The following is an 18040-nucleotide window of genomic DNA, read 5'->3' as shown; positions in this document are numbered from 1 at the left end:
GAGGGAGATCAGGCTGACGCCTGTGCTGGCATTTATTTTGGAATTATAGAAATTATACGTGTTCAAACGCTCCAACAAAGTCTATAATCGCAAGACATACGTTCCACGGAGTGGGGACTACTTCCACGCAAGTTCTTCGATAGACATGTTCCTAATATAGATTTTTTATGATGAAGACTTCCTTCATTGGCAGCTTCTATAGATCCTGGGCTGACAAATTAACGGCTGAAGAGGTGTAGTTGTGTTCAAAGATTTATTCCAGAAAAAAAGAAAATACGCAACGATTCCCGCAGAGCGGTCGCGTGGCGGCGAACAACCTGATACAGGTGATCGTCCCAAGCGTGAGATTCCTGAAGGGCTCATGACCAAGTGTGGAAAATGCGGAACAATTCAGTATAGCAAGGAGCTGGAGAAGAATCTGAAGGTATGCCCATCTTGCGGGTACCATATGAGACTGAATGCTCTTGAACGGATTAAAATGACGTTTGATGATGAAAGCTTCATAGAATATGATGCTGATATGATCTCGGTCGATCCACTCGACTTCCCTGGATACAGCTCCAAGCTGGAGCAGCAGACGATGAAATCGGGATTGCGTGATGCTGTTGTGACTGGAGAAGGCTTGATTGGTGGACAACCTGTAGTTGTAGCTGTAATGAGCTTTGACTTTTTTACTGGAAGTATGGGCTCTGTCGTGGGTGAGAAGATTACTCGTGCTATTGAGCAGGCCATATCCAAGAAACTGCCGGTGATCATCTTCTCAACCTCTGGTGGTGCACGGATGCAGGAAAGTATTCTTAGCTTGATGCAGATGGCGAAGACGAGTGCGGCTCTCTCCAGATTGGACGAGCAGGGTGGACTCTATATTTCTGTGGTTACTGATCCTACGACAGGTGGAGTGTCCGCAAGCTTTGCTACGCTGGGAGATATTAATATTGCTGAGCCAGGCGCCGTATTCGGCTTTGCCGGTAGAATTGTAATTGAGCAGACCATACGGCAGAAGCTACCAGATGACTTCCAGACGTCAGAGTTCAATCTGCAGCATGGGCAGCTTGATATGGTCGTTCACCGCAAGGACCTGCGCGGTACATTAACACAGCTACTTGAACTTCACAGCACGAAAGGGGTGTACTAGATTGGCGGGAGAATTGCCTTATGAGAAGCCTCTTGCGGAGATGCGCCAGAAGATAGAAGAATTGAAGCAATTTGGCCAAGAGAAGGGCATTGATTTCACGGAGGAAATCAAGCGTCTGGAGGAACGGTACGACCAGATGGCAGATGAGATATACAGTAACATTTCAGCTCCACAAAAAATGCATCTAGCCCGTCTTCATCAGCGCCCGACTTCTTTGGACTTTATAGAGCTTATTTTTACCGATTTCATTGAACTGCACGGAGACAGACTCTTCGGTGATGATCTGGCGGTTGTAGGGGGGATTGCCCGCTTGAATGGCATCCCTGTGACCGTGATCGGGCAGCAGCGGGGGAAGGACACCAAGGATAACATAGCTCGCTTCTTCGGAAGTCCGCACCCTGAGGGCTTCCGTAAGGCGCTGCGTCTCATGCAGCAGGCAGACAAATTCCGGAGGCCAATCATTACCTTTGTGGATACGAAGGGGGCTTATCCGGGGAATACAGCAGAAGAGAGAGGTCAATCGGAAGCGATTGCCCGCAATCTGCGAGAGATGGCCAAGCTTTCGGTACCTGTTATTTGTGTGGTCATCGGAGAGGGCGGTAGCGGTGGCGCCTTGGCCATGGCTGTCGGCAACCGTGTGCTGATGCTGGAGCATGCCATTTACTCTGCGATCTCTCCGAACGGAGCAGCATCTATTCTGTGGAAAGATGCCTCTAAGGCGGATCAGGCGGCTGAGGCGATGAGAATTACGGCTCAGGATCTGCTGGAAATGGAAGTGATCGAGGACATCATTCCAGAGCCGAAGGGCGGTGCCCATAAGGACTACGAGGTTGCCGCGGAAGCGGTGAAGTCCGCACTGGACCGTCACCTGAAGGAGCTATCCGTCATGGATGCTCACGAGCTCAAGGAAGACCGTTACCAGAAGTTCCGTAAGATTGGGGAATTCGGCTGGTACCAGCAACAGCAAAACGAGACCAACAGTGAATTACAGTAATAAGCAGACTCCCTTTGCAGTAACAGGTTCAAGAGGACCGGTCGCTGTGAAGGGAGTTTTTTTGTCCAAGTATATCTTTCATCCGTCGCTCCGATCTGCAGTGTGTTTTCTCTCATTGACGTGTTTTTGAATATATGATAATACTAGAATACAATATGAAAATAATTCCATGTAAAATAATTATATATTTAAAATTATTTATTATTAATTCTTTATTTTAGGTATTTATTTCGAAGGAGGGAGAGTGAATATGGCTGAGGAACGAATAGTAAGGGCTATTGAGCATCATAGACGTAAATACAGTGATGAGGTCCCCACTCGTCAGTTCGTTGAACGCGAGCTACATATCAAGCAGCAGCTATGGGAAAAGAAGGTCAGGCAACCTGTGGAGACGTTGAGATCATTCATCAAACAACGAGTTAAGAGTATCGAGGTGAATGAACAGCATATGATCCTGACGCTGCACGACCAGAGAAGGTACTACGTAGATGACGCGGATTATTATGCGATTACGTACAACCTGCTGCGCGAGGGGAGAGATCACGAACTCTATGAGACGGCGATCCGAGAGCTGGTTCAGCCTGGGGATACAGTGCTTGATCTGGGTGCCAACTATGGATATTACACGATACTGTTCTCCAAAGTGGTAGGAGAGAAAGGACAAGTGCTTGCCTTTGAGCCTAATCAGCGCACCTTTATAGAGCTAAGCGAGCATTTATCCTTGAATAAATCAGAGAATGTAAGCGCTTATAATGTGGCCGTTTCGAATCAGGCCAAGGAGGAGACTTTATTTTTTCTGGATGAGTCGCGTGCTCGTGCCTCTCTAAGACTGCAGAATGAGCATGCAGATCATGAACAGTCGACCCGGTGCGTCGCACTGGATTCCTTCTTCAAGGAGGCTGATATCAAGCGCTTGACCTGCATGAAGATTGATGTGGAGGGTGCAGAGTTATTGTGCATCGAAGGAGCACAGCAGACGATCAGGCTGCACAGCCCCGTACTTTTGCTGGAGGTATGTGAGGCCCACCTGCTGCAATTTGGAGCTAGTGCACATGCCTTGCTGGAGAGGCTCAGCGACTGGGATTATGTGTTTTTTGAAATGGTGCAAGGCTCTATTGTCCAAGTGGAGCTTGAGGCAGTGGCCCAGCGGAGCAGCATGTCGGATCTCGTCTGTATCCGGCAAGGCACGGATTGCTGGAAGGAGAAGCTGGCAAGATTCGCAAGACGGGCGTAATAGCCCGGATTTCCCTGGCAGCCTTCTCACTTGGGTCATTTAACCTGAAGGGTGCTCAATACAATGACGAGGAGAGAGAGCATGGAGCAATGGAAGGATTTCATGGCAGTATTTAATAGTTGGGAGCATGAGTACCTGTATACATTTCCCGGCGTATCTGTGAGGTGTATGACTGACCAGGTAAATGTTAACGTTTACATCGAAGCTTATCTAAATGCCATGCCCAAGCATCCTTCAGCCTATGTCAGTCAGCAGGAGCATTGTGTCATCCATCACAGGAGTAGTCAGGCATTGCTGGAGCAAGCGCTGGAGCTGGCAGGTCAATTGGAGCCAGGACACACACTTCACGTACACAAGAGTGGCAGCAAAGTGAATGTGTATCATGGTCAGGGCATACGGGTGTGCGTATGTACCGACGGCCACTATGTGGTGATCCAGCCAGAGGAGGGAGACCTGTTATATGTCTGTACTCGCGAGGAAGCGCTGGAGGGAGGCTCCTATCTGCTTCGGGTTATTCGTGAGTTAATTCTTAGACATGCAGAAAATCGGCAGGGAATGATTATTCATGGTGCGGCTGCAGGGGGGATTGGTAGTGAAGGGGTACTAATTTGCGGAGATAAGGCTAGTGGCAAGACCTCCTTCTTGCTATATCTGCTTGGGCAGGGCTATGAATTTGTGGCAAATGATCGGGTAATCCTGCATCAGCAGCACGGAGCCTTCAGCCTTGAATATGTGCCACTGGCCATACGGGTTGGTCTGGGGAGCGCAGAGAGCTTTCCAGAGCTGAAGGTATGCCTGCAGGACTATGATTTCTCTCGCAAGCAGCCGGCTGAATGGCTGAATAAGGATGAGGATATTTTGCGGAAGATAGGCTCGTCCAAAAAAGCAGAGCTTACCCCACAGGAGCTATCTAGCCTATTTGGGGTACCGACTTGCTCGGATTTTCAGCTTAAGAAGATCATATTCCCCAAGTTCGATTATGCACTTCCTTATGCTCGAGCCTTCAGAATGGAGCAACAGGCAGCCCAAGAGGAGCTTCTAAAAGCATGCATGACCCCTCGCGATCCGAACTGGCTAACGCCTTGGCTGGTCAAGCGCGTCAAGCAAGATGCGGAGCTGGAGGCAAATGCTATTCAATTCATCACACAGCTTGTCGAAAAGTGTGAGCTTATTCAGGTAGAGTTCGGTCACAATACGCTACGCTCAGCTGAGCACAATGAGCTGTTCGGAAAGAGCAGTGCATTGTGAAGCTCTATATCATTGGCTGCTCAGGCAGCGGGAAGAGCTATATGGCAGCCCGACTCAGCAAGCAGCACCAGATTCCGCATGCAGATCTTGATGATATTTTCTGGGAGGAAAAATATACTGTAGAGCGTGCTGCACAGCAGCGTGACGCCTACCTGTCCAATCTGCTGGGAGGAGAGTCGTGGATTATTGAAGGGGCTTATTTTGAGCCCTGGCTGGAGCCTGTGCTGTCCAAGGCAGACCAGATCATTTTCATACAGGAGCAGAACCTGTGCCTGATTAGCTGGAGAGTGCTGCGAAGATTTGCAGCCCGGCGCTTGGGTCAAGAGCCTCGGACCAGTGAGAATCTGAGGAGTGTCCTGCAGATGATCAGATGGACACGCGGAATTATCAAGCACCGACGATACGAGGAGTTCATTCAGCACGCACAGGATAAGGTCATTGTGCTGAAGGGTACAGAGGACATTCAATCTTACTTGCATAATGATGGAGGCAGGATCCATGATCGAGGTCAAAGACTTGAACAAAACATTTAAGATTGCTCGCAGGGACGGAGGGACGATGTCAGCCCTGAAATCCTTCTTCAGCAATCGCTATACGACCGTGTCAGCATTGAACAATATCAGCTTCAATATTGCCGAGGGCGAGATGGTAGGCTATATCGGGCCTAACGGAGCGGGCAAGAGCAGTACGATCAAAATATTGAGTGGTGTGCTGACGCCTGACAGCGGCACCTGTGTGGTGAATGGACGCACCCCCTGGAAGGAGCGGGTTCGTCATGTACAGGATATTGGAGTTGTATTTGGACAGCGATCTCAGCTGTGGTGGGACATTCCGGTCATTGACTCGTTCCAATTGCTTAGGGATATCTACAAGGTCCCTGAGAGACAATTCAAGGACAATCTGAACATGCTGACAGACCTCTTGGATATTGAGCATATCATCAGGACGCCTGCAAGGCAGCTGTCGTTGGGGCAGCGTATGCGCTGCGAGATCTCCGCTTCGCTGCTACATAGTCCAAGACTGCTGTTTCTGGATGAGCCGACGATTGGTCTGGATGCCGTCTCCAAGAGAGAGGTGCGCAAGTTCATTTGGGACATTAACCAGGAGAAGAAGACGACCGTCATTCTTACCACGCATGACATGCAGGATATCGAGGCACTGACGAAGCGCATCATCGTGATCGGCAAGGGTGAAATTCTGCTCGACGGCTCCATCAATCAGCTGAAGGAAAGATATAACAAGCAGAAGGTGCTGACGATTGAATACACGGGGCAGGTGCCTACGATGTGCGATGGTCTGCGGCTCATCAAATCCTTGCCGGGGCACATGGATATTGCGGTCGATACCAGTACGATCTCCGCTTCGTCGGCCATTGCTTACTTATCCACCCAGGTACTGATTGAGGATATGACTGTGCTGGGCACTTCCATTGAAGAGATTGTGGTGGACCTGTACAGGGGGTTCGATCTATGAAGGTGTATTTTGCCTTTTTCAAGGTCCATACCGTGAATCTGCTGCAATATAAGCTTAGTGCATATGCAGGAATCATAGCCCAGGTGTGCTGGGCGTTAATGAATATTTTCTTGTACAAATCCTTTTATGACAGCAATAATGTACAGCTCCCCATGAGCTTCTCTGAGGTAGTCACTTATATGTGGCTGCAGCAAGCTTTCTTTACGCTGTTCATTACCTGGTATCTGGATCGGGAAATTCTATCATCCATCTCTAGCGGACAGATTGCGTATGAGCTATGTCGCCCCAGTGACTTATACGATATGTGGTTTGTGAAAAACATAGCGAGTCGTGTGGCCAAAGCCTTGTTCCGCTTTATTCCGATCATCCTGCTGGCATTCCTGATGCCGCAGCCTTACAGATTAAGCCTTCCACAGCATGGTGGGCAATTTCTATTGTTTTTGATATCCATGCTGCTTGCTTTATTCTTAGTGGTTGCTTTTTGCATGCTGATCTATGTTACGACCTTCTATACCATCTCCTCCACAGGGGTTCGGATGGTCATGTCGTCTCTGGTGGAGTTTCTGGCTGGAGCGGTTATCCCACTTCCGTTCTTTCCGGATGCACTGCAGACGGTGATTAACCTACTACCATTCGCATCCATGCAGAATGTACCGTTTCGAATCTTCAGCGGGAACATCCAAGGGACAGATGCCTTGTACAGCATTCTTATTCAGCTATTCTGGCTGATTAGTCTGGTGTTGATCGGTAAGCTGGCCTTGCGGAGAGCGTTGAAAAATGTAGTGGTACAGGGGGGATAGACCATGAAATTATACATGGCATACATGCGGGTGTACTTCTATTCTGTCATGCAGCACAAGATGTCACTCACACTTACGATTATAGGACAATTTTTAACATCGTTTTTTGCCTTTCTCGGCCTGACCTTTTTGTTCGGCCGCTTTAATCAGGTGCTTGATTTTACATATGGTGAGGTGTTGCTCTGCTTTGCTACGGTGCTTATGGCATACTCGTTGGCAGAGTTCTTCGCCAGAGGCTTCGATACGTTCGATAACATGCTGGCTAACGGTCAATTCGACCGAATTATGGTGAGGCCGCGCAATGAGATATTCCAGATCTTATCCTCGACCTTTGAATTAAGCAGGATAGGGAGATTTGCCCAAGCGGTCATCATCTATTTGTACGCCATACCTAATAGCGGGGTCGTATGGGGGGGGGATAAGATTGCCGTTCAACTGCTGATGATTGTCTGTGGCACATTATTTTTTGCCACGTTATTTTTGCTGTATGCAGCCATCTGTTTTTTTACAACTCAGGGACTGGAGGTCTTCAATATTCTCACGGATGGGAGCAGGGAATTTGGCCGTTATCCGTTGTCGATCTACGGGAAGAGAATCCTGACCTTCTTTACGTACATTATTCCTTTGGCGTGTATACAGTATTTCCCCCTGCTATACCTGACTGACAAAAGTACCAGTGTACATCATGCGTTGTCACCTTTGTATGCTACCCTGCTGATTGTGCCTGTCTTCTGGCTATGGAGGCTGGGCATTCGACATTATAAGTCCACAGGGTCATAAATAAATACGAAAGTGAGGAGAGCCATATGGAGCTCAGTAAAGAGAATATCAAGCAATTGATCAGTAATGTAATAGAGGTGACAGGAGAGGAGGGGGCGGATACACCACTTGTCATCGGGGATGATGTCCCGCTTGATACCCTGGGATTGGACTCCATGAGCTTCATTCGCCTGATCTTGGCGATCGAGCAGGCATTCGGAATTGAATTTGCGGATGAGGCTTTGATGATGGAGAACTTCGAGACCGTGAATAAAATCGTCGAGCATGTGGCGAAGGTGACTATGGTTCAGCCATCTCCATGAGAGATGGAGGTGTATGAAGGTTCACGCTCCAATCCTACAACCTGAGCTTTACACTTCATTGCTGCTATGAGTTCGTAATGAGCAACCATTTACGGAGAGGCTGAAAGGACGTGCTGAATGAATGAACACGGATGTCGAGGTATTATCCACTGAGCAGGAGATTGTGCTGCTGCTGGCCAGATTGACCTTCACGGAAGAGGAGGAGACACGGGTTCGCGATCTGGTAGAGACAGGTCGACTCGATTGGTACTTCATACTGAATGCGTGCGCCAAGAACAAAGTACTGGGACTAGCTTGGGGCAACCTGCTTCGGCTCAGGCTAGAGCATCTCGTGGCCAAGCCCTTGTTACCCGTTATGAAATTTTATCATCTTGGTCTAAGGAAGCGTACGGAGAGCTACATTCTGGAATCTAGGAAAATCGCTGAGGTGCTGGAGGCCAGCTCGATTCGCTATGCTCTGCTTAAGGGAGCCTATCTGGCCAAGCATATCTATCCGGATTATGGACTACGTAATATGAATGACATGGATATTCTAGTAGACCATGCAGATGTACCAAGGATAACGCTGGCTATGAAGGAGCTGGGCTACTGTCAGGGCGACTATGACAAGCCGACCCGAACGATCAGGGAGGTCAGTCGCACGAAGCAGATTCTATGGAAGAATAAGATGAATAATATGTACCCCTTCTTGAAAATAGCAGATTCCGAATATATTAATTGCTTCAAGCTCGATTTCTGCTTCAGCCTTGATCTGGATTTGAAGAAGCAGGATGTTCGAGACATGCTGGAGCGGGCAGAGGGCGGCGTACTGCAGCCAGCCGATTTCTTTCTGCACCTATGCTGTCACTTCTATAAGGAAGCGACAAATCTGGCCTGGATTTATAATGTGAACGATCTCACGCTGATTAAGTTATGTGATATCCGCGAGTATATTTTGGCGCGAATGGACGAAGCAAGCTTACGGGAGACGATGACACAAGCGAATAAGCTTGGCTATCGTGAAGCAGTGTACTACACACTATATTACTTGAAAACGATCTATAACGATGGCTATGAGGAGCGCTGGATGAAGCTGCTTGATGTGCAGGACATGCAGTTCCTTCAGGAATTTGGTCGTCAGGATTATGGGGAGAGCTCTGTGTGGCGAAAGAGCATCCGAGAGCGGATATTCTCCAGCAGCAACAAAGATGAGCTGGATGGCTTTGAGCCGAAGCACAAGCTACTTGAGGAATAGAGAGCAATCAATCTGGAGAAGCGAAGAGGGATAAGCGATGCTGAGAGTGATACTGGAAGGGATCACAGGTAGCGGGAAGACTACGCTCCTGCACCATATGCTGAGAAGGATGGTTGCAGCAGGATATTCCAATATATATACGGCCTCCCAGCTCTATACCTCCTCACTCGTCTGGAGGGAGCAGGGAGCAGAGGTTCAGGATCGGATTTACTCCATTATGGACAATATTGTACGTAGTGTAGAGAGGCTGGATCAGCAGTATGTAGAATATGGCGCGACTGATCCTTATCGGTCCTATCAATCTATCCTGGAGACCTTTCATTTGGAGAATTATATCAAGTCGTATTACCAAGATGAAGAGCTACTCATGGAACTGGATCAGCGCCTATATCGTGCAGGCTACAAGGTCGTCATGCTGCTGCTGCCCGACTCGGCGATTGAGGAGAGGAGTATTCACTCCACTCGCTATTATCGGAATTCGGTAAAATGGGACCGATATCTGGCGGGCCTTGGGCGGAGCGATCGAGAGATTGCCACTTATTTTCAACGTCTGCAGGAGGCCTTGAAGCAGGAGTGTAAGCGCACTCATATGGAGGTGCTGACGATCGAGACCCAGGATATGGAGTGGGAACGATATGCAGATGAGATTATGGAGTTCTGTGGAGGAACAGTCCGAAGCTGAGGTGATGATAGGTGAAGGTAGATATGCATATGCATACAACTTGCTCGGACGGCAGTCTTACACCAGATGACCTGGTCCAATACGCTGTCGAGCAAGAATTAAGGCTGATAGCAATCACAGATCATCATAGCGTAGAAGGCCTACTAAGCTTGAAGGATTCATATCCTGACAAGCTCCAGATTCTACCCGGAATCGAGATTAATACGAGCAATCATCGCGAATTACATATTTTAGGGTACGGTTTGGATATAAGGTCAAGTGTCTTGCATCGTTTTCTAAGCAAGCTCAGTCACTCCAGTCTTCGGGCGAATATGAAGCTACAGGAGTGTCTACGGCAGCAGGGTATCTCGCTCGACGTGTCAGGTTATAAGGGGCAGGCGGCTTTCCGTCGGAATCTGGCCTATGCACTCATGGAGCAGGGTCTCTGTTCATCTCGGGAGGAGGCCAATGTGCTCTATCTCGATTACCGCCAGCATCACATCACTCCGCCTTACAAGCCTACGGCGCAGGAGAGCATTCAGATTATTCGCGATGCAGGAGGTATTGCAGTGCTTGCTCACCCGGGACGGCTGGAACGGCATGAGATCAACATTGTAGAGGTGGTAGAAGAACTAATCTTCTATGGATTAGAAGGGCTGGAATGCTATCATCCGTCTCACAGCTCCGAGCAGCAGCAGCGTTATGTCACGTTGGCCAGTGAGAAAGGGCTGTATCGCTCGGGCGGATCTGATTTTCATCACAAGGAGCATACGGATACTGGCATCAAGAGCTCGTCCCAGACCTGGTGGCTGGACAGCAGCAAGATCAATATTCTGGATGCCCTATGACAAGTGGGGAGAACACGCATGACGTATTCTGTGCTGGTAGCTATATATGTCTATATGCTGGTCCGAAATGTCATTTGTAGTCTGTTAGCAGCTAAATGGCTGTCTTACGAAAAACCAGTAAGCGTACAACGTCTGGATGTCCCGATGTATCTGCTGATTCCGATGATGGACGAGCAGGTGATCGCCCGGGATACTTATTTGCACTTTCGAAGTCTTGTGACCCATCGGTCAGGCTGTGAGGTGTTGTTCATTACAACGGCGAGAGAGCGACAGAGAGAAGATATTCCGCATACGAATGAGGTACTAAGACAGGCTCAGACCGCCTTTCCCTCGCCTGGAATACACATTCTGCATTATGAGGATGCGAGCGGTGTCATGGCCCATCAATTGAATTTTGCCGTGGAGCAGCTTCGGGCCAAGCATAAGGATGGGGATTTCTGGATTGGTATCTATAATGCGGATTCCAGAATTGATGAGCGCGTACTGGATTATGTGGAGCATCAGGCTGCGCAGAAGGGACGTGAGTGCTGCTTCCAGCAATACAGCTACTTCCCGCTCCCGATCGGGGCATCATCCCGCTCCAATATCAGCAGTGCCGCACAGTGGCAAAATCGCTGGAGCGTCCTGTTCGAGCTGACTCGTGTTCGTTACCAAGTGGCTTTTGTCCGCTTGTGGAGTAGCCTTCCCCGCAGCTTGGGTCCGATAAAAAGCATGCTGGAGATTATAGCCGAAAAGATGAATTATGTCATTGGCCATGGCTTCTATGCACACAATGAGGTGCTCGGGCGAATGGGTGGATTCCCGGAGGAGAACATCAACGAGGATGCTTGTCTGGGATATCGGTTGAATGTACATCGCATCCCTATTTACCCGGTCCCGATCCTGGAGCAAGCCGAATTCACGAATCGCATTTCGGTCTATATCCGGCAGCAAAGTGTATGGTTCAACGGGCCGTTTCACGCTTTTAAGTATTTCACACAGCTTCTCCATCAAGGCGAACGGACTGCCTGGGAGACACTAAGAGCGGCTATACTGGCTACTAAACTGTTTCTGTTGGCGATCTACTGGTTGTTCTCTCCGTCTGTGCTGCTTCTGGTGCTTCCAATCTGGACTACACTTCTCTTTGGGTGGTGGGGCTTCGCGGCCTCCATTCTGTTCATTTTAGCTTATCTTCCAGGAGTTCATTATCTCATTGCGCGTCTCATCCGACAGCACACCCGGCAACTCACTTCAGATCAAGTTGTGCTGCCACGATCATCACTGTACTGCGTATCAGCTTATCTCATTCATTGCTGGGGACCTTGCCTGAATATGGCTCAGCAGCTTCGAGGCCGCAATAACAAGACTGAGAAATATAAGACGCAGCGCAATGAAATTCAGCATGCTGACACGCAGTTGTCTGACGGTGGAAGAACTATACAGGAACGGGAGCTGATCTGAGATGGAACGGGTCATTTCGGTGGTTACAGGTGCTGGAGGAACGTTGGGAAGTGCGGTCTGTAAGCATTTGTGCGAGCAGCAGCATGAGGTCATCGGGATCATCCGACCAGGTGGGACAATCCCCTCGGGACACGAGCGGATGAGGCTGTTGGAGGTGGATTTGGAACAGAGCTGTACTCTATCGGAACTGTCCAGAGGTCTAGAGACGATTGCGGATTTCAGCAGGGTGGAGCGCCTGAATATTATTCATACGGCAGGTGTCTATCGAAAATGCTCGCTACCCTATACTGCGGACGAGCTTCTTACCTGGGAGCAGATGTTTCAGGTTCACTGCATGTCACTGGCGGCTATTGTAAGTGCTCTCTTTCCCTACTTTGTGGCTTGCAGACAAGGAAGCATCGTGGCGGTGTCCAGCAATCTTGTCCATCGTGTCAATCGGCACAGTGCACCTTATATTGCAACAAAGGGTGCGCTAGAGGCTCTGATCAGACAATGGGCTTATGATCTCGGACCTTATCAGATTCGGTGTAATTGCATCGCGCCGGGTTATTTTCAGAGTGAGCTGAACCCGGATATAGGGTCAGAGCAGGAGGAGCGCATCAAGAGTAACACCCCTCTTGGTAGCATCGCTACGGGAGAACAGATCGAAGCAGCCATCTATGCCTTTGTGACGGACAGCATGAACTGGGTAACGGGACAGACCATAATTGTTGACGGGGGGAATAGCGTTGGGTATTAATGAGCTTTCGGCATTTCCTAAATATATCGAATTTCAGACGCAATCGTTCTGTAATGGACAGTGTGCTCCATGTCCTTATAGCTCCACCGAAAAATGCTTCACACCAGCACGGATGAGTGATGAGGGAATAGACCAGATTCTGACGGAGCTTGCCGCACATAGCCATGAGGTTGTCCGTGCCATTCCATACATGAATAATGAGCCCACATTGGACAGAAGGTTCTTGTCCGTATTGCGCAGGCTTAAGGAGAGCGGAATTTTCGTAGAGGTCTCCTCCAATACGTCTGGTCTCAACGAGGAATTGATCGAAGCGATCCTTCTGGAACGGCTCATTGATGATTTCAGAATCAGCTTCTTCGGGGGAACGGAGGAGCTATACAAGGAGCTAATGCCCGGATTGAATTTTCACAAGACAGTAGACAGAATCAAGCATCTGCTAGAGCGAAATAAGGCGAGCGGTCTTCCGATTGACATACAATTGGTAGCCATCCTGTGTCCATGGGTGGATATGGAGGAGAATGTGAGAAGCATTGAGGAACTGTTCCCCGAGGCCAAGCTTCATTTGTTCGGATTCCTCGATCGAGCAGGCAGTGTGGAAGGACATGGGAACGCCAAGAAGCTGGCTTCGACTACAGGTATGGAGCAGAATCCGCTGGCAGGCTGCCAGCTGCTAAGACCGTTCGAGCGAATGAACATCTTGGCTAACGGAGACGCGATCATTTGCTCGCAGGATTGGAGACGGGAGGTCGTGCTGGGTAACGTACTGGAGAGTAGTATTGAGGCTGTGTGGCACAGCGAGAGAGCCAACGAGATCAGGCAGTATGTCCGTGGGGAGACAGTAGGACTGCCATCGGATTTTATCTGCACGCGCTGCAAAGCTGCTCTTCTGAAGCCAGAGTTCGGGGGAGGCAGTAATTTTACGGGTGATCGATATTTGGATGAATCGGGCAGGAAGGCGATCGTTCCTGGTCAGAAGGCAGGGATATAACGATGGCTCAGATTCCCGCTACATCCAACAATCCATTCGTAGATAATGCAAGCAAGCTGTGTGCTGAACTGGAGGTCTCTTTATTAGAGCTACTAGCTTTACAAGTGGAGTCTCACCCGGAGCGTATTGCTGTCCAATTCCAGGGGAGCATGATGACCTATCGTGAACTGGATGAGGCCTCGGAGCATATGGCCCATGCTTTGCTGCAATCAGGGGTAAGCCCTGCTGACCTTGTTGGCATATGGACCCGCCGGGGCCCGGAAATGCTCATTGCGATGCTGGGTGTAATGAAGTCGGGTGCAGCCTTCCTTCCGATTGATGCTCAATTGCCGCCTGCCAGGGTTGCGTATATGCTGGATAATGCGCAAGCTCCATTTTTACTGATGGATGAGGGCTTTCCGAATGTGGACGAGCTTCGGGCTGATGCGACCATTCTTCATTATCGGGAATTGGAGCAGCTAGAGGCGAGATCGGCATCGAATTGTCCAAATTGTCCGGGCACAGCTCAGGCTCCGGAGGAGCTTGCCTATGTCATGTATACCTCGGGCTCGACGGGTCTGCCCAAAGGGGTCATGATTACGCGGCAGGGGCTGCTCAATTTCATATTGGATTTCCGTGCAGCCATAGATTTCGAACATCTTGATACGTTCCTGTGTCTTGCACCGATGTCCTTCGATATCTTCATGGTTGAAACTATACTACCGCTGACAATGGGTAAACGCGTGATCATCGCTGAAGATCGGCATCGCCAGAACCCGTTGTTACTGGGAAGGCTCATTGCAGAAGAGCAGATTGATTTCATTCAGATGACTCCCTCGGCTATGTCGATGCTGCTGGGCTTTGAGCGTGTTCGGGAGCATATCCGCCAAGTGAAAATGATCCTGGTCGGTGGAGAGCCATTCCCGCTCCCCTTGCTGCGCCAGCTACAGGAGCTGACAGAGGCTACAATTTACAATGTATATGGGCCTACAGAGGGGACCGTGTGGGTAGCTGCCGGCAATCTCACGAATGCGGAGGAGATTCATATCGGAGCGTTCCTTCGTCATACGGAGCCCTTGATTCTAGACGAGCACGGTAAGTCGATTGAAGATGGCCATACAGGCGAGCTGTACATTACCGGAGAATGTCTGGCTAGGGGATATATTCAAAATGCTGAGGAGACAGCAGCCCGCTTCCTAGTATATGAGCATCAGGGGAAACAGCTACGGGTGTACAAGACGGGAGATTTGGTACGCAGACAAGCAGACGGTAACCTTTGTTTTGTTGGACGGGTAGACCATCAAATTAAGCTCAAAGGACGGCGAATAGAGCCTGAGGAGATTGAAAGGGCAATGCTGCTGCATCCTTTGGTTACACATGCTGTGTCAGGTGTGGATGATCAAGCACAGTCGCCTTTCTTATTCGCTCTCTATATCAGCCAGGAGCTTGTGTCAGGCGAGCAATGGAGAGCATTCCTGAAGGATAAGCTCCCACATTATATGGTACCTCGGTCGTTTCATAGAGCAGATGCCTTACCGTTGAACCATAATGGCAAAGTTGATCGAAAACAATTGAAAGGAGCGGGTTACCGTGTATATTGCAGTCATGAAGTCGAAAATACATAAGGCGACGGTGACGGAGGCAAATCTTCATTATGTAGGTAGCATTACTATTGATCAGGCCATCCTGGATGCAACGGAGATTCTCTCTAATGAAAAGGTACAGGTAGTAAATAACACCAATGGTGCCCGCTTGGAGACCTATGTTATTGCTGGTGAGCGAGGCAGTGGAGTCATCTGCTTGAATGGAGCGGCAGCAAGACTGGTGCAGCCCGGAGATGAAGTTATCATTATCTCCTATGCTTATATGGAGCGGCAAGCAGCAAAATCCCACGAACCCATCATTGCTTTTATGGGCCACGGCAATCGTATCGAGCAGCTACAGAACAAGGAAATACATGGAGAGTTCTATCCTGCACAAGGAAGTGAGAAGGGATGAACGGCCTCGTACGAATAGGTGTCGTGGGTATTGGCAGCATGGGCATCAAGCACATGAAGTATTTATTTGAGAACAAAATCACGGGCTGCAGGCTTACAGCAGTCTGTGATCATAATCTTCAGGTGATGCAAGAGCTGAGTGGGCAATACGGGACAGAGATCAAGCTGTACACCAACTATAAGGAAATGCTCGAATCCGGGGAGTTAGACGCTGTACTGGTGGCAACCCCCCATGTGAGCCATCCTGAGATTGCGACGTATGCGATGAACTGTAATCTACATGTGCTGCTAGAGAAGCCAGCAGGCATTGACGTGGCAGAGGTAGCTGCTATGAATGCAGAGGCGCAGGCCAGAGGGATTGTATTCTCCATGATGTTCAACCAGCGGACCATCCCGATCTATCAGCAGGCAAGAGAGTTGATTATGCAAGGGAAGCTAGGCGAGCTCCGAAGAACGAACTGGGTTGTGACGGATTGGTTCCGCACCCAGCGCTACTATGACTCGAATAGCTGGAGAGCGACCTGGCGAGGTGAAGGGGGAGGAATCCTGATCAATCAGGCGACACATCAGCTGGATCTGTGGCAATGGATGTGCGGGATGCCTAGCCGTATTCGTGCTTTCATATACTGTGGCAAGCATCGGATGATTGAGGTGGAGGATGAGGCGACTATCTATGCGGAATACGCCAATGGGGCGTCGGGACTATTCATCAGCTCTGTATCGGAATATCCAGGAACCAATAGATTGGAGATTATTGGATCTGAGGGTAAAATTGTAATCGAGAAGGACATTCTCCAATTTACCCAATTAGCGCAAGCAGACGATGTGTTCAATAAGCACGAGCAGGATATGTTCGCCAAGCCGCAGTATGTTGAACAGTCCACCCCGGTGTCCTATCAGAAGTTCGAGAGACATCAACTGATTACACAGAATTTCATTGATGCCATTCAGGAAGGCAAGCCCTTGATTGCGCCAGGGGAAGAGGGACTATGCTCTTTGCGGATTGTGAAGGCAGCCTATCAGTCCGCGTCGGAAGATTCTTGGTGCAATCTATGAGCAGGAAGATGCTCCCGATACAGTTCCCGCCCGTTAACAACTGCTATAGCTCTTCAGCTGGACTTACAGCCGTGCTGCAGACCCACGCTTCTGGTCAAGAGATGATGCTTATGAACAGCATTTTTTTATATGTAAAAAGCAACAATGTCCTGAAATACGCTGTAGTGGAGAGAGCAAAGCTGGGAGAACAGCTGGAGATTATCAGTCAGCAAGCCTTGGAGACTAAGCTTATTGAGCAGATGTCTGCCTGGATTTGTGAAGAGAAGTACATATTCATGTTCTTGGATCATTACTTTCTCCGGGAGAGCAGTAGATTTCAGCGTCAGCATTTTCTCCATGATGTCGCCTTAGTCTATGGATATAATGAAGAGCGCGGGGTGTTTGCTGCTGCAGATAATTTTACAAATGGGAAATATGGCTGTCTGGAGCTGTCCTATAGTGAAGTGGAGCAGGCTCGATGCTTGAGTGGAGAGAAGATGTTACAGGAGAAAGTCTTTAATATATTACTGTTTAATATGAGTAAAATGAGAGAATACTATATTGATACGCGGAGAATAAAGCAATTACTTATGGACTATCTGGACTCCAGCTGTAAGCATGTGCTTCAGATGAACGACAGCTTTGTCGATGACAACGTGTTCGGCTTTCATTTCCAGCACCAGAATTATGATGTATCGCGCACCGTATACGGGATCGGTATCTACGATTGGTTAGTAGGATATCTGAATCAAGGGGCTTCAGCGGGCATCAAGCTTGACATTCGGCCCTTCCATCAGCTGAGCAATCATAAGGCAGTTTTGATCATGCTGATGAAGCATCTCGCGGCAAAGTATGGGCTGCACTGCGAGCCAGCTTGGCTGGACATACTGGAGCAAATGCGTGTCAAATGTCTGGTGAACGAGCAACTGGTCTTAAAATATCAAATCGAGCGTAAAGAAGAGTATATAAGACTAATAAGACATAACCTTGATGGCATTCGAAAGAGTGAAGCGCAGGTTATTCAGGAATGTATTGGAAAACTGTAACCTGATTTGATAAAAAAGTGACCGCATGCCTATACAAATGGGTAAAAGTATAGTAGATTTAATTGTTGGAAAAAGATATAAAGACAGACCTTTTTGAAGAAAACGGA

At 48.9% G+C, this 18040-nt stretch carries 19 protein-coding genes; all 19 read left to right on the top strand.

Going from position 1 to position 18040, the window contains the following annotated elements; genetic code table 11:
- The first annotated feature begins 241 nt into the window (after positions 1-241).
- The 19 genes from accD to D328_RS0116125 all read left to right on the top strand — a co-directional run bounded on the left by accD (position 242) and on the right by D328_RS0116125 (position 17933).
- Positions 242-1135, top strand: coding sequence for an acetyl-CoA carboxylase, carboxyltransferase subunit beta (gene accD / locus D328_RS0116215; protein WP_018886075.1), 894 nt, complete (start codon positions 242-244; stop codon positions 1133-1135).
- A gap of 1 nt (position 1136) precedes the next feature.
- The gene (locus D328_RS0116210) at positions 1137-2129 is read left to right on the top strand and encodes an acetyl-CoA carboxylase carboxyltransferase subunit alpha (RefSeq protein WP_018886074.1); all 993 of its coding nucleotides are present in this window, start codon (positions 1137-1139) and stop codon (positions 2127-2129) included.
- A 250-nt stretch (positions 2130-2379) separates the two neighbouring features.
- Entirely contained in the window at positions 2380-3363 is a 984-nt protein-coding gene (locus tag D328_RS0116205) for an FkbM family methyltransferase (RefSeq protein ID WP_018886073.1), read from the top strand.
- Between the two features lie 81 nt (positions 3364-3444).
- Entirely contained in the window at positions 3445-4611 is a 1167-nt protein-coding gene (locus D328_RS0116200) for a hypothetical protein (RefSeq protein WP_018886072.1), read from the top strand.
- Positions 4608-5144: a P-loop NTPase family protein gene (locus tag D328_RS0116195; protein WP_018886071.1), complete on the top strand. Its 537-nt coding sequence runs from the start codon at positions 4608-4610 to the stop codon at positions 5142-5144. The genes D328_RS0116200 and D328_RS0116195 overlap by 4 nt, the downstream gene beginning before the upstream one ends.
- On the top strand, positions 5110-6084 hold the full coding sequence (locus D328_RS0116190) for an ABC transporter ATP-binding protein (RefSeq protein ID WP_018886070.1): 975 nt from the start codon (positions 5110-5112) through the stop codon (positions 6082-6084). Before D328_RS0116195 ends, D328_RS0116190 begins: the two co-directional genes overlap by 35 nt.
- Positions 6081-6884 carry an ABC transporter permease gene (locus D328_RS0116185; protein WP_018886069.1) on the top strand — a complete coding sequence of 268 codons (804 nt, stop codon included), beginning with the start codon at positions 6081-6083 and terminating at the stop codon, positions 6882-6884. The genes D328_RS0116190 and D328_RS0116185 overlap by 4 nt, the downstream gene beginning before the upstream one ends.
- Before the next feature lie 3 nt (positions 6885-6887).
- A complete protein-coding gene (locus D328_RS0116180) occupies positions 6888-7664 on the top strand; it encodes an ABC transporter permease (RefSeq protein ID WP_018886068.1) in 777 nt (258 codons plus the stop codon).
- Between the two features lie 26 nt (positions 7665-7690).
- Positions 7691-7966 (top strand): acyl carrier protein, encoded by a 276-nt coding sequence (locus tag D328_RS29310; protein ID WP_018886067.1) that lies wholly within the window; start codon positions 7691-7693, stop codon positions 7964-7966.
- A 121-nt stretch (positions 7967-8087) separates the two neighbouring features.
- On the top strand, positions 8088-9200 hold the full coding sequence (locus tag D328_RS0116170; protein WP_018886066.1) for a nucleotidyltransferase domain-containing protein: 1113 nt from the start codon (positions 8088-8090) through the stop codon (positions 9198-9200).
- Between the two features lie 37 nt (positions 9201-9237).
- A complete protein-coding gene (locus D328_RS0116165; RefSeq protein WP_018886065.1) occupies positions 9238-9882 on the top strand; it encodes a nucleoside/nucleotide kinase family protein in 645 nt (214 codons plus the stop codon).
- A gap of 23 nt (positions 9883-9905) precedes the next feature.
- Positions 9906-10709 carry a PHP domain-containing protein gene (locus D328_RS29305; protein WP_018886064.1) on the top strand — a complete coding sequence of 268 codons (804 nt, stop codon included), beginning with the start codon at positions 9906-9908 and terminating at the stop codon, positions 10707-10709.
- Positions 10710-10727: 18 nt separating this feature from the next.
- The gene (locus tag D328_RS0116155) at positions 10728-12149 is read left to right on the top strand and encodes a glycosyltransferase (protein WP_018886063.1); all 1422 of its coding nucleotides are present in this window, start codon (positions 10728-10730) and stop codon (positions 12147-12149) included.
- Position 12150: 1 nt separating this feature from the next.
- Positions 12151-12888 (top strand): SDR family NAD(P)-dependent oxidoreductase, encoded by a 738-nt coding sequence (locus tag D328_RS0116150; protein ID WP_018886062.1) that lies wholly within the window; start codon positions 12151-12153, stop codon positions 12886-12888.
- Entirely contained in the window at positions 12878-13876 is a 999-nt protein-coding gene (locus D328_RS0116145; protein WP_018886061.1) for a radical SAM/SPASM domain-containing protein, read from the top strand. Before D328_RS0116150 ends, D328_RS0116145 begins: the two co-directional genes overlap by 11 nt.
- Before the next feature lie 2 nt (positions 13877-13878).
- The gene (locus D328_RS29300) at positions 13879-15480 is read left to right on the top strand and encodes an amino acid adenylation domain-containing protein (protein WP_018886060.1); all 1602 of its coding nucleotides are present in this window, start codon (positions 13879-13881) and stop codon (positions 15478-15480) included.
- Complete coding sequence (gene panD / locus D328_RS0116135) at positions 15446-15853, top strand: aspartate 1-decarboxylase (protein WP_018886059.1); 408 nt, start codon at positions 15446-15448, stop codon at positions 15851-15853. The genes D328_RS29300 and panD overlap by 35 nt, the downstream gene beginning before the upstream one ends.
- Entirely contained in the window at positions 15850-16908 is a 1059-nt protein-coding gene (locus D328_RS0116130; protein ID WP_018886058.1) for a Gfo/Idh/MocA family protein, read from the top strand. The genes panD and D328_RS0116130 overlap by 4 nt, the downstream gene beginning before the upstream one ends.
- Positions 16905-17933, top strand: coding sequence for a hypothetical protein (locus tag D328_RS0116125; protein ID WP_026281222.1), 1029 nt, complete (start codon positions 16905-16907; stop codon positions 17931-17933). Before D328_RS0116130 ends, D328_RS0116125 begins: the two co-directional genes overlap by 4 nt.
- Positions 17934-18040 lie beyond the last annotated feature (107 nt).

This window comes from Paenibacillus massiliensis 2301065 = DSM 16942 (assembly GCF_000377505.1).
Taxonomy (GTDB): Bacteria; Bacillota; Bacilli; order Paenibacillales; family Paenibacillaceae; genus Paenibacillus; species Paenibacillus massiliensis.
This window is presented reverse-complemented; position numbering and strand designations above follow the sequence as displayed.